We start from the raw sequence: 12,780 nt of genomic DNA on the forward strand, positions 1-12,780 counted from the left end.
TTTTTAGCAAGCGATTGCTTTGTAAAAATACCCAGACCAGGCTTGCCGCCGGTCAGGGCGGCGCGTCCACCTCCTGGGGCGGGTGCTGCCAGTAGCGCTGCGTGGCGGCGCGCTCGCAGCGCAACCGCCCGTCGGCCGACTGCCACGCTGCCGCGCCGCAGCCGGGCGTGGCAGCCAGGGCGATGCCGCGTGCGCGATAGCGCTGCACCACCTCGGGCGCAGGGTGGCCAAACGAGTTGCGCCAGCCCGCCTGCACCAGCGCCAGGCGTGGGGCGACGGCGTCGATGAAAGCCTCGCTGGACGAGGTCTTGCTGCCGTGGTGCGGCACCAGCAGCACGTCGGCGGACAGCTCTGCGCCGGCCTCCACCAGGGCCTGTTCCTGCGCTCGCTCGATGTCGCCCGCCAGCAGCGCCGCGCGGGCGCCCTGCCCCGCAGCGGCCGCCACCCGCAGCACGCAGCTGCGGGCGTTAGGCCGCGCGGCGCGGCCTTCCGGCGCCGGGCCGGGCGGCGGGTGCAACACGGCGAACTCCACCCCGTCCCACTGCCAGCGCATGCCCGCGGCGCAGGTCTGCACCGGCACCTGGGTGCCGGGCGCCAGGCCGCCGTCGATGGAGCCCAGCACGCGTGCGCCCGGCTGCTGCGCCAGCACGGCGGCGGCGCCGCCGGTGTGGTCGCTGTCGCCGTGGCTGAGCACCAGCAGGTCGATGCGCTCGCCCAAAGCGCGCAGCAGCGGCGCCAGCACGCGCTCGCCCGCGTCGGCCGTGGCTGACAGGCGCGGGCCGGCGTCGTACAGCAGGCTGTGGTGCGCGGTGCGCACCAGCACCGCCTGGCCCTGGCCCACGTCGGCGGCCAACAGGTCGAACTGCCCGGCAGCCGGCCGCGCCACCTGCCAGGCCAGCGCCGGCAGCAGCAGCGGCAAGCCCAGCACCCGCAGGCCCCAGGGCAGGCGCAGCACCAGCAGCAGGCCACCGGCCACGGCCGCCATGCCCAGCGGCAGCGGCGCGAGGGCCAGGGTCAGCTGCGCCCAGGGCCAGCCGGCCAGCCACTGCAGCCAGGCGCCCAGCAGCTCGGCGCTCCACGCCGCCGCCTGCCACAGGGGCGGCCACAGCACGCCGGCCAGGGCCAGCGGGGTGAGCACCAGCGTGGTCCAGGGGATGGCCACCAGGTTGGCCACCAGGCCGACGAGAGAAACCTGGCCGAACAGCAGCAGCGTCAGCGGCGCCAGCGCCACGGTGACCACCCACTGCTCGCGCAGCAGCTGTGCAGCTTTCAAGCCAAATCGGCCTCCAGCGCCCGCCCCATCATCGCTGGCAGCTCTCATATCAGTAGCAAACAGCATCCCCACGGCAACGAAGCTCAGCCAAAAGCCCGCCTGCAGCAGCGCCCACGGGTCGGCCAGCAGCACGGCCGCGCAGGCCAGCAGCCAGACCTGGGGCCAGGGCCAGGCGCGGCCGGACAGGCGCAGCAGGCCCACGGTGGCCAGCATCAGCACCGTGCGCTGCGCCGGCACGCCCCAGCCGCTGAACAGCGCATAGGCCCCGGCCAGCAGCACGCCGCCCACCAGCGCCGCGCTGGGCGCGGGCACGGCCAGGCACAGGCGGGCGCTGCGGGACCAGGCGCGGCGCAGCACGGCCGCGGCCAGCCAGGCGAACAGGGTGATGTGCAGGCCGGAGATGCTCATCAGGTGGGCCACGCCGGTGATGCGGAACACGTCCCAGTCGGCGCGGTCGATGGCGCGCTGGTCGCCCGTGACCAGCGCCGCCACCACGCCGGCCGCGCGCCGGCGCGCCGGGTCGGCGTCCGCCGGGGCCAGGCGCTGCAGGATGGCGTCGCGCACGCGCTGGCGCAGCTGCTCCACAGGGTGGCGCCAGGTGGCGGCCAGCAGGCGGGGCGGCTCGCCCGGCGCGCCGGTGCGCACATAGCCGCCGGCCTGCACGCCCTGCTCCCACAGCCACAGTTCGTAGTCGAAACCGTGCGGGTTGCGTGCGCCGTGAGGGGCCTTCAGGCGCACGGTCAGCTGCCAGCGCTCGCCGGCGCGCAGGGCGGGCGGCGGCTGCTCCACCTCCTGGCCGCGCCAGCCCTGGGCGTACCAGGTCAGGTCGACGAGTTCCGGCAGGCGCACGGCCTCACCGTCCTGCCGCGCCGACTCCACCGCCAGGCGCAGGCGCACGCCGTCGGCCCGCACCTGGGGCATGGCGGCGATGACGCCGGTCACGCGCAGGTCCTGCCCCTGCAGCTGCGGCGCCAGAGCGCCGGCCAGGAAGGCCGCGGCGCGCAGGCCGCACAGGCCCCAGGCCAGCACCGCAGCGCCCAGGCCGGCCAGGGCTGCCGCAAGCCGGCCGTCCCGCAGCCAGGCCATAAGATTCGCCGCGGCGCCGAAGGTCAGGGCCGCGCCATAAACGGTGGTCGGCAGCAGCGCGCTTTGCTGCAGCTGCAGCTGCAGCGCCGTGCCCAGCACCACGCCCAGCAGCGCCGGCGTGCCCAGCCAGAAGGTGCGCGCTACGCGGTGGGCGGGCATGGTGGCAGCGCCTGTGCGCACCAGGCCCGGCCTTCAGCGGTCAGCGCCACCCGCCAGCGGCCCTGGTCTTGCCACACGTGCACCCAGCCTGGGCCACGCTGGCCACCGCCCAGGGGCGCGTCGCCCAGGGCGCTGAGCTGGCGCAACACGGCGCTGGCGCCCAGGCCCAGCCGCTTGGACAGGGCTGGCAGCGCCAGCCCGTCCTGCAGGCCGGGCTGCGCCAGCTCCCGCAGGATCGCCAGTGCCAAGGCTGGCAGCGCGGCCTCGTCGTGACTCATGGCCGTGGCGTGTGCGGCGTCAGCACCACGGGAATGGACTTGGAGGTGGGCGTGCCCACACCCTCGGCCACCGAATCCAGCGGCACCAGCGGGTTGGTCTCGGGGTAGTAGGCCGCCAGGTTGCCGCGCGGGATGTCGTAGGGCACCAGCACGAAGCCGTGCACGCTGCGCTGCACGCCGTCGTCCCAGACGGTGTGGATGTCGACCCGGTCGCCGCCGGCCAGACCCAGCGCGGCGATGTCTTCGGGGTGGATGAAGACCACCTGGCGCTGGCCCTGCACGCCGCGGTAGCGGTCGTTCAGGCCGTAGATGGTGGTGTTGTACTGGTCGTGCGAACGGGTGGACAGCAGCGTGAACAGCACCCGCCCCTCGTGCCGCTGCGGGCCGGGTGCCGGCACCGCGTGCACGGAGAACTGCGCCCTGCCGCTGGCCGTGGCCCACTGCCGCTGGCTGGCGGCGTTGCGCAGCCGAAAGCCGCCGGGCACGGCCACGCGGGCGTTGAAGTCGGCGAAATCGGGAAAGACCTTTTCGATCTCATCGCGGATGCGGGCGTAGTCCTGCACCAGCCAGGACCAGGGCACGCTGGAGCGCTCACCCAGCGTGGCGGCGGCCAGGCGGGCGACGATGGCGGGCTCGGACAGCAGCTCGGGCGAGGCCGGCGGGTTGATGCCCATGGACAGGTGCACCATGCTCATCGAGTCTTCCACCGTCACGCCCTGCGGGCCGCCGGGCTGCATGTCGATCTCGGTGCGGCCCAGGCAGGGCAGGATCAGCGCCTCGCGCCCGTGCACCACGTGGCTGCGGTTGAGCTTGGTGGCCACGTGCACCGTCAGGCCGCACTGGCGCAGGCCGGCCCAGGTGGCGGCGGTGTCGGGCGTGGCGGCAGCAAAGTTGCCGCCCAGGGCGAAGAACACCTTGCAGCGCCCGTCCACCATCTGGCGGATGGCCCCCACCGTGTCCACCCCGTGCGCGCGCGGCGGCGCAAAGCCATAGACCTGCTGCAGCCGGTCCAGCAGCGCCGGCGGCGGCGCCTCCCAGATGCCCATGGTGCGGTCGCCCTGCACGTTGCTGTGCCCGCGCACCGGGCAGGGGCCGGCGCCCTCGCGGCCGATGTTGCCGCGCAGCAGCAGCAGGTTGACGATGGCGCCGATGGTGGCCACCGCGTGCCGGTGCTGGGTGATGCCCATGCCCCAGCAGGCAATCACGCGCTCGGCGCCGATGTACACGTCGCCCACGGCGCGCAGCTGCGCCTCGCCCAGGCCCGAGGCCTCCTCAAGCTGCGCCCAGGGGGTGCGCGCGATCTGCGCGGCCAGGGCATCGAAGCCCGCGGTGTGCTGGGCGATGAAGTCCTCGTGGAGCACGCCGCCGCGCTGCGTGTGCATCTCCAGCACGTGCTTGGCGATGCCGGTGACGGCCGCCAGGTCGCCGCCCACGCGCAGCTGCAGGTAGTGCGTGCTGATGGGCGAAGAACCCAGCGTGGCCATCTGCAGCTTGTCCTGCGGGTCGGCAAAGCGCTCCAGCCCGCGCTCACGCAGCGGGTTGAAGCTCACGATGCGCGCCCCGCGCTGGTGCGCCGCGCGCAGCTCGCCCAGCATGCGCGGGTGGTTGGTGCCGGGGTTCTGGCCGAAGATGAAGATGGCGTCGGCGCGCTCGAAGTCCTGCAAAGTCACCGTCCCCTTGCCCGTGCCCACCTGGGCGCGCATGGCGGCGCCGCTGGCCTCGTGGCACATGTTGGAGCAGTCGGGGAAGTTGTTGGTGCCGAACTGGCGCACGAACAGCTGGTAGAGGAAGGCCGCCTCGTTGCTGGTGCGCCCGGAGGTGTAGAAGATGGCCTCGTTCGGGTCGGCCAGCGCGTTCAGGTGCCGGGCGATGAGGGCAAAGGCCTCGTCCCAGGCAATGGCCAGGTAGCGGTCGCTGGCAGCGTCGTAGCGCATCGGGTGCGTCAGCCGGCCCTGGCCCTCCAGCCAGAAGTCGCTCTGCACCGCCAGCTCGGCCACGGTGTGCCGGGCAAAAAACTCCGGCGTGGCGCGCCGCGCCGTGGCTTCCGCCGCGACGGCCTTGGCGCCGTTCTCGCAGAACTCGAAGGTGGAATGGTGGTTGCGGTCGGGCCAGGCGCAGCCGGGGCAATCGAAGCCGTCCGGCTGGTTGGCCGACAGCAGGGTCTTGGCCCCTTTGACGGGGATGCCCTGGGCCAGCAGCGTGTCCTTCACGCTGGCCAGCGCCCGCCAGCCGCCCGCGGGGCCGTCGTAGCGGGTGATCTTTTGTTCGGTGGTCATGCCCGGCATCTTGCGGCCTTGGCGCGCCGTGTCAATCCAGCCGCCCGCCTGCCGGGCGAACGCGCCGCCTGCCCCTGTGCCACCGACGCGCCGAGGCAGGCGCCCCTTAGCTCTTCTTGCTGATGGTGATGGTCGGGAACTTGGCGGAAAAGTCCTTGCCCTGCTGGGCGATCTTCACGGCCACCTGGCGGGCGATGTCCTTGTAGAGGGCCGAGACGTCGCTGTCCGGCTCGGCGGCCACCGTGGGCAGGCCGCTGTCGGCCTGCTCGCGGATCGACATCTTCAGGGGCAGCGCGCCCAGGTACTGCAGGCCCTGCGCCTCGGCCATCTTCTTGCCGCCTTCGGCGCCAAAGATGTGCTCGGCATGGCCGCAGTTGCTGCACAGGTGCACGGCCATGTTCTCCACCAGGCCCAGGATGGGCACGCTCACTTTCTGGAACATGGTGATGCCCTTTTTGGCGTCGATCAGGGCGATGTCCTGCGGCGTGGTGACGATCACCGCGCCGGTCAGCGGCACCTTCTGCGCCATGGTCAGCTGGATGTCGCCGGTGCCGGGCGGCATGTCCACCACCAGGTAGTCCAGGTTGTCCCAGCGCGTTTGCATGACGAGCTGCTCCAGCGCCTGGCTGGCCATGGGGCCGCGCCAGATCATGGCCTGCTCGTCATCGACCAGGAAGCCGATGGAGTTGATCTGCAGGCCCATGGAGCGCTTGGGCTCCATGAACTTGCCGTCCAGGCTGTCGGGCTTGCCCGAGGTGCGCGTCATGGTCGGCATGCTGGGGCCGTAGATGTCGGCGTCCAGCAGGCCGACCTGGGCGCCTTCGGCCGCCAGGGCCAGGGCCAGGTTCACGGCCGTGGTGCTCTTGCCCACGCCGCCCTTGCCCGAGGACACGGCGATGATGTTCTTCACGCCCGGCAGCAGCTGCACGCCGCGCTGCACGGCGTGGGCGACGATCTTGCTGGTGAGGTTGACCGAGACGTTCTGCACGCCGGGCACGGTGCGCGCGGCGGCGATGAGCTGGCTGCGCAGCCCGGGGATCAGGCTCTTGGCCGGGTAGCCCAGTTCCACGTCGAAGGCCACGTCGCCGCCTTGCAGCTGCACGTTGCGCACGGCGCGCGTGCTGACGAAGTCGGTGCCGGTCTGCGGGTCTTGAACGCCGGCGAGTGCCGCAAGCAGGTCTTGCTCTGTGAGTGCCATGTCTGTGTGATCCGTTGATCGCTGTGTGTCCAGGAAGTGCAGGGAGTCTAGCCAAGCGGACTTGGCACTTTTGCCGCCGGGTCTATCGCGCAGCGGTCGCCGGGCGGCGCTGCGGCCACCCCGGCCGGCGCAGCCGCCGGGCGCTGGCGCCCCGGCCCGCAGGGGCCTTTAGCGCACGTCAAGCCGCGCCGGGCCGGCCTGCACGCCGCCCACCACTGCCGCGTGCGCAAACCCTTCGCGTGCGAACACGGCCAGTACGGCATCCACCTCCGCCGGTGCGCAGGCCACCAGCAGCCCGCCAGAGGTCTGCGGGTCGGTCAGCAGGGCCTGGGCCGTGGTGGGCAGGCCGGCGGCCAGCGCGACGTCCTCGCCATAGCCGGCCCAGTTGCGCGCGCTGGCGCCGGTCACGAAGCCCTGCGCCGCCAGGTCTGCCACGCCGGGCAGCAGCGGCACGCGCGTCCAGTCGATGCGCACCGTCGCGCCCGCGCCGCGCGCCATCTCCAGCGCATGGCCGGCCAGGCCGAAGCCGGTCACGTCGGTGATGGCGTGCACGCCGTCCAGCCCGGCCAACAGCGGGCCGGGGGTGTTCAGGCGGGTGGTGCTGTCGATCATCTGGCGGTAGTGGGCGTCGCTCAGCTGCTCTTTTTTCAGTGCCGCCGAGTACACGCCCACGCCCAGCGGCTTGCCCAGGACGAGCACGTCGCCCGGCCGCGCGCCGGCGTTCTTGCGCACGCGCTCGGGGTGCACCAGGCCCATGGCGACCAGGCCGTAGATGGGCTCGACCGAGTCGATGGTGTGCCCGCCCGCCACGGGGATGCCGGCGGCGCGGCATACGTCCTGGCCACCGCGCAGGATGGCGCCGATCACCTCCAGCGGCAGCTGGCTGACCGGCATGGCCACCAGCGCCAGCGCCATGATGGGCTTGCCGCCCATGGCGTACACGTCGCTCAACGCGTTGGTGGCGGCGATGCGGCCAAACTCGTACGGGTCGTCCACGATGGGCATGAAGAAGTCGGTCGTGGCCACCAGGGCCTGGTCGTCGTTCAGGCGATAGACGGCCGCGTCGTCGGCCGTCTCCAGACCCACCAGCAACTCGGGCGGCAGCACGCCGGCCGCGCCGCTTTGCGCCAGGATCTGCGACAGCACGCCCGGGGCGATCTTGCAGCCGCAGCCGCCGCCGTGCGACAGGGAGGTTAGGCGCGGCGCGATGGGGGTGGGGTCAGGAGCGTTCATGGCGGGTGGGTGGCGGACAATGGCAGGTTGAGCGGTGGGCGTTGAGCGTTTTGCGTGCATCGCTCAACGCAAAACGCTGATCGCACCACTGTACCGCTGCCCCGCCCGTGTCCCACCACCGCCCCATCCGAGCCGAAGACCGCCACGGCTTCGACGCCATCATCGACGCGCGCTCGCCCGCCGAGTTCGCCGAGGATCACATCCCCGGCGCCATCAACTGCCCCGTGCTTTCCGACGAAGAGCGCGCCCTGGTGGGCACCATCTACGTGCAGCAAAGCGCTTTTGAGGCGCGGCGCGTGGGCGGCGGCCTGGTGGCCGCCAACCTGGCGCGCCACCTGGCGGGGCCGCTGGCCGACAAGCCGCCGGGCTGGCGCCCGCTGGTGTATTGCTGGCGCGGCGGGCTGCGCAGCGGCTCCATGGTGCAGTGGCTGCGCCTGGTGGGCTGGGACGCGCAGCAGCTGGCCGGCGGCTACAAGTCTTTTCGCCGCCACGTCATGCAGCAGATCCAGGCGCTGGTGCCGCAGCTGCAGCTGCGCGTGCTGGTGGGTGCCACCGGCAGCGCCAAGACGCGCGTGCTGCACGCCCTGCAGGCCCAGGGCGCGCAGACCATCGACCTGGAGGGCCTCGCGCGGCACAAGGGCTCGCTGCTGGGCGCGCTGCCCGGTGTGCCCCAGCCCTCGCAAAAGCACTTCGAGACGCAGCTGGCCGATACGCTGGAGCACCTGGACCTGGCCCAGCCCGTGTATGTGGAGGGCGAAAGCGCGCGCATCGGTCGCCTCTCCGTGCCCGTGCCGCTGGTGCAGGGCCTGCGCAACGGGCGCTGCATCGAGATCGAGGCGCCGCCCGAAGAGCGCCTGGCCTTTTTGCTGCGCGACTACCGCTACCTGGGCGATGACCGCCAGGCCCTGGCCGAGCGCCTGGCGCAGCTGACCGAGCTGCACGGCCGCCAGACGGTGCAGCGCTGGCAGCAGTGGGCGCAGGCGGGTGAGCTGCCCGCGCTGTTCGGCGAGCTGATGCACCTGCACTACGACCCGCACTACGGCCGCTCGCAGGCGCGCAACTTTGTGCGCTGGGACGAGCGCCAGCGCGTGGCCGCACCCGACCTGTCGCCTGCGGGCATCGACACGCTGGCGCAGGCCCTACGCGCGCTGGATTGACGAATTCCAATGAAATATGCCTCCAGCGCTTGCCCGTCAAGCGCGAGTAGCTATATTTTCAATAGCAAAGCACCTGTGCCGCTCCTCTTCCCTTTCAGAAAGACCGCCCCGCCGTGAAATTCAAAATGGCCCCGAACTCGGGCTTCGCCGTCCTGCTGCGCTCGCCCTGGTGGGTGAGCTTTGCCGTGGTCGGCGCCATCGTGCTGGCGTGCGCGGCGCTGCTGCCCTCGCACCTGGTGCCCTTTGCTGCCGCGGGCGCCCTGCCGATCGCGGTCATCGGCTGCATTGCCGCCTGGCGCCAGTGGCGCGCGCCCAGCGCGGCCCGGGTGGAGGCCGCGCGCGCCGCCGCTGCCGCCATGCCCTGGCGCGGCTTCCAGGCGCTGCTGACCCGCGCCTGGACGGCCGAGGGCCACGGCGTGCAGCCACTGCCCCAGGGCGCGCAGGCGGCCGACCTGCGCCTGGTGCGCGGCGACGGCTCGGGCCAGTCGGTGCTGGTGGCGGCGCGCCGCTACAAGGCAGCCAGCCACGGCGTGGAGCCGCTGCGCGCCCTGCACGCGCTGGTGCAGGGCCAGGGCGCCCAGGCCGGCACCTATGTGGTGCTGCAGGGCAGCGTGAGCGACGCGGCGCGCCAGTTCGCCGCCGCCCACGGCCTGGCCCTGCTGGAGGGCGCGGCGCTGGACGCGCTGCTGCTCAAGGGCCAGCCCGGCCGGTAAGGCAGCCACATGCCCGCTGCCGCCGCATCGCCCGCCAGCGCCTCCCGCACCGGCCTGGTGCTGACCGGCGGCGGCGCCCGCGCGGCCTACTAGGTGGGCGTGCTGGAGGCCATTGCCGACCTGCGCCGGGCCTGCCACGCGCACCGCCAGCCCAACCCGTTTCCCATCCTGGCCGGCACCTCGGCCGGGGCCATCAACGCCGCGGCCCTGGCCAGCGGCGCAGACGACTTCGACCACGCGGTGCGCAACATGGCGCGGGTGTGGGGCGGCTTTGAGGCGCAGCAGGTCTATCGCACCGACGCCATCAGCATGCTGCGCAGCGGCGCGCACTGGCTCACGCTGCTGTCGCTGGGCTGGGCGCTGGCGCGCTGGCGCTACACGCGGCCGCGCTCGCTGCTGGACAACACGCCGCTGGCCCACCTGCTGCACGACATGGTGCCCCTGGCCCGCCTGCCGATGCTGATGGAGCAGGGCCACCTGCAGGGCCTGGCGGTGACCGCCTCCAGCTACACCTCGGGCGAGCACATCACCTTCTTCGACGCGGCCCGGCAGCTGCAGCCCTGGGTGCGCTGGCAGCGCCGCGCCGTGCACAGCCGCATCACGCACCAGCACCTGCAGGCCTCCTCGGCCATCCCCTTCGTGTTTCCGGCCGCGGCCATCCGCATGGGCGGGCACACGCGCTACTTCGGCGACGGCTCCATGCGCCAGACCGCGCCCATCGCCCCGGCCATCCACCTGGGCGCCGAGCGCATCCTGGTGATAGGCGCCGGGCGCATGCAGGAGGCGCAGGAGGACGACGCCCAGGCCCCATGACCGCCGGCTACCCGCCGCTGGCGCAGGTGGCCGGCCACGCGCTGTCGGGCATCTTCCTGGACGCGTTGCCGGTGGACCTGGAGCGGCTGCAGCGCATCAACACCACGCTGGCGCTGATCCCGCCCGAGGCGCGGCGTGCCAGCAGCCTGCGGCCGGTGCAGCTGCTGCTGATCTCGCCCTCGCAGCGCCTGGACGCGCTGGCCGTGCGCCACGTGGCACGCCTGCCGGTGCCGGTGCGCGCGCTGCTGGGCGCCCTGGGCGTGTCCGCCAGCAGCCCCGACCCGCGCAACGCCGTGCTGGCCAGCTACCTGCTGTTCGAGCGCGCCTACACGCACGAGCTGATGGCCCTGGGCCGGGCCGATGCGCTGGCGCAGCGGGCGCAGATCTGCGCCTTCTTCGGCTGGCGCGATCCGCAGCAAGGCGATGCTCCGCCCCCTTCTTCCTAAAATGGCGGGTTGTTCCGCGAAAGCCCGCCTCCAAGCCCATGACCGCCCGCAAGATCTTCGTCACCACCGCCCTGCCGTATGCCAACGGCAACTTCCACATCGGCCACATCATGGAATACATCCAGGCCGACACCTGGGTGCGCTACCAGCGCATGCAGGGCGCCGAGGTGAACTTCGTCGGCGCCGACGACGCGCACGGCGCGCCCATCATGATCGCCGCCGAGAAGGCCGGCGTCACGCCGCAGCAGTTCGTGGCGGGCATCGCCGCGGGGCGCAAGCAGTACCTGGACGGCTTTCACATCGCCTTCGACAACTGGCACAGCACGGACGCACCCGAAAACCACGCACTCGCGCAGCAGATCTACCTGGACTTGAAGGCCGCCGGCCTGATCGAGACGCGCACCATCGAGCAGTTCTTCGACCCGGAGAAGAACATGTTCCTGCCCGACCGCTTCATCAAGGGCGAGTGCCCGCGCTGCCACGCCAAGGACCAGTACGGCGACAACTGCGAGGTCTGCGGCGCCGTGTACGCGCCCACCGAGCTGATCAACCCTTACTCCGCGCTGTCCGGCGCCCAGCCGCAGCTGAAAACCTCCGAGCACTTCTTCTTCAAGCTGTCCGATCCGCGCTGCGTGGCGTTCCTGCAGGAGTGGACGCAAAACGGCCAGCACGTGCAGCCCGAGGTGGCCGCCAAGGTCCGCGAGTGGTTCGGCACCCGCACCAACCCCGATGGCAGCACCAGCGAAGGACTGGACGACTGGGACATCTCGCGCGACGCGCCCTACTTCGGCATCGAAATCCCCGATGCGCCGGGCAAGTATTTCTACGTCTGGCTGGACGCGCCCGTGGGCTACCTGGCATCGCTCAAGAACCTGCTGGAAAAGCGCGGCGAGAGCTATGACGCCTACATGGCCGACCCGGCGCTTGAGCAGGTGCACTTCATTGGCAAGGACATCATCACCTTCCACACGCTGTTCTGGCCCGCCATGCTCAAGTTCAGCGGCAGGAAGACGCCCACGAAAATCTGCGTCCACGGCTTCATGACCGTGAACAACGGCGAGAAGATGAGCAAGAGCCGCGGCACCGGGCTGGACCCGCTCAAGTACCTGAGCCTGGGCATGAACCCCGAGTGGCTGCGCTACTACCTGGGCGCCAAGCTCAACGGCAAGAACGAGGACATCGACTTCAACCCCGAGGACTTCATGGCCCGGGTGAACGCCGACCTGATCGGCAAGTACGTGAACATCGCCTCGCGCGCCGCCGGCTTCATCGCCAAGCGCTTTGCCGGCCAGCTGGGCCAGTCGAGCAGCGACGGCCAGGAACTGCTGGCCGCCTTGCGTGCCCAGACGGCGGGAATAGCCCAGGCCTACGAGGCGCGCGACACCGCCCGCGCGGCGCGCGAGGTCATGCTGCTGTGCGACCGCGTGAACGCCTACGTGGACGCCAACAAACCCTGGGAGCTGGCCAAGCAGGACGGCATGGACGCGCGCCTGCACGACGTGTGCACCACTTGCATCGAGGCCTTCCGCCTGCTGACCATCTACCTCAAACCCATGCTGCCGGCCGTGGCCGCGCAGGTGGAAGGCTTTTTGAACGTGCCGCCGCTGGCCTTTGCCGACGCGCAGCGCCTGCTGGGCGCCGGCCACGCCATCGGCCAGTACCAGCACCTGCTGCAGCGCGTGGTGGTAGAGCAGCTGGACGCCCTGTTCGCCCTGCCCGAGCCGGTGGTCGAAAAAGTGACGCCCGGCGGCGAGGAGATTGCCCCCACCATCACCATTGACGACTTCGCCAAGGTGGACCTGCGCATCGCAAAGATCGTCGAGTGCAAGGCCGTGGAAGGCTCGACCAAGCTGCTGCAGCTGACGCTGGACGCGGGCGAGGGCCGCCTGCGCAACGTGTTCTCCGGCATCGCCAGCATGTACCAGCCCGAGCAGCTGACGGGCAAGCTCACCGTGCTGGTGGCCAACCTGGCGCCGCGCAAGATGAAGTTCGGCGTGTCCGAAGGCATGGTGCTGGCCGCCAGCCACGCGGACGAAAAGGCGCAGCCGGGCATCTACGTGCTGGAGCCCTTTGCCGGCGCGCAGCCCGGCATGCGCATCCGCTGAACATTCAAAAAAGTGAGCTGCCGGCGCTTGATGCACAAGGGCT

The 12,780-nt window shown here is 71.7% G+C and carries 9 protein-coding genes and 1 pseudogene; 5 read left to right on the forward strand and 5 right to left on the reverse strand.

The window, feature by feature from the left end; translation table 11 throughout:
* Positions 1 to 52 precede the first annotated feature (52 nt).
* The 5 genes from C7H73_RS12905 to selD form a co-directional block, all read right to left on the reverse strand.
* Positions 53 to 2,518, reverse strand: coding sequence for a DNA internalization-related competence protein ComEC/Rec2 (locus C7H73_RS12905; RefSeq protein ID WP_106847019.1), 2,466 nt, complete (start codon positions 2,516 to 2,518; stop codon positions 53 to 55).
* Positions 2,500 to 2,796, reverse strand: a complete 297-nt coding sequence (locus tag C7H73_RS12910) for a hypothetical protein (RefSeq protein WP_227001346.1) — start codon at positions 2,794 to 2,796, stop codon at positions 2,500 to 2,502. Before C7H73_RS12910 ends, C7H73_RS12905 begins: the two co-directional genes overlap by 19 nt.
* Complete coding sequence (locus C7H73_RS12915) at positions 2,793 to 5,072, reverse strand: FdhF/YdeP family oxidoreductase (protein WP_106847676.1); 2,280 nt, start codon at positions 5,070 to 5,072, stop codon at positions 2,793 to 2,795. The genes C7H73_RS12910 and C7H73_RS12915 overlap by 4 nt, the downstream gene beginning before the upstream one ends.
* A gap of 106 nt (positions 5,073 to 5,178) precedes the next feature.
* Positions 5,179 to 6,270, reverse strand: a complete 1,092-nt coding sequence (gene apbC, locus C7H73_RS12920; protein WP_106847020.1) for an iron-sulfur cluster carrier protein ApbC — start codon at positions 6,268 to 6,270, stop codon at positions 5,179 to 5,181.
* 168 nt (positions 6,271 to 6,438) lie between these two features.
* Positions 6,439 to 7,503: a selenide, water dikinase SelD gene (selD, locus tag C7H73_RS12925; protein WP_106847021.1), complete on the reverse strand. Its 1,065-nt coding sequence runs from the start codon at positions 7,501 to 7,503 to the stop codon at positions 6,439 to 6,441.
* Positions 7,504 to 7,610: 107 nt separating this feature from the next.
* Here selD and mnmH point away from each other — a divergent pair, with 107 nt between their 5' ends.
* The 5 genes and pseudogenes from mnmH to metG all read left to right on the forward strand — a co-directional run bounded on the left by mnmH (position 7,611) and on the right by metG (position 12,737).
* On the forward strand, positions 7,611 to 8,660 hold the full coding sequence (mnmH, locus tag C7H73_RS12930; protein ID WP_106847022.1) for a tRNA 2-selenouridine(34) synthase MnmH: 1,050 nt from the start codon (positions 7,611 to 7,613) through the stop codon (positions 8,658 to 8,660).
* Positions 8,661 to 8,669: 9 nt separating this feature from the next.
* On the forward strand, positions 8,670 to 8,777 hold the full coding sequence (locus C7H73_RS15905; RefSeq protein ID WP_405124765.1) for a DUF1010 domain-containing protein: 108 nt from the start codon (positions 8,670 to 8,672) through the stop codon (positions 8,775 to 8,777).
* A gap of 8 nt (positions 8,778 to 8,785) precedes the next feature.
* Positions 8,786 to 9,373, forward strand: a complete 588-nt coding sequence (locus C7H73_RS12935; protein ID WP_106847677.1) for a restriction endonuclease — start codon at positions 8,786 to 8,788, stop codon at positions 9,371 to 9,373.
* Between the two features lie 93 nt (positions 9,374 to 9,466).
* Positions 9,467 to 10,632: pseudogene (locus C7H73_RS12940) on the forward strand (patatin-like phospholipase family protein).
* A gap of 38 nt (positions 10,633 to 10,670) precedes the next feature.
* Positions 10,671 to 12,737: a methionine--tRNA ligase gene (metG, locus tag C7H73_RS12945; RefSeq protein ID WP_106847023.1), complete on the forward strand. Its 2,067-nt coding sequence runs from the start codon at positions 10,671 to 10,673 to the stop codon at positions 12,735 to 12,737.
* Positions 12,738 to 12,780: the final 43 nt, after the last annotated feature.

It is taken from the genome of Pulveribacter suum (genome assembly GCF_003013695.1).
GTDB lineage: Bacteria > Pseudomonadota > Gammaproteobacteria > Burkholderiales > Burkholderiaceae_C > Melaminivora > Melaminivora suum.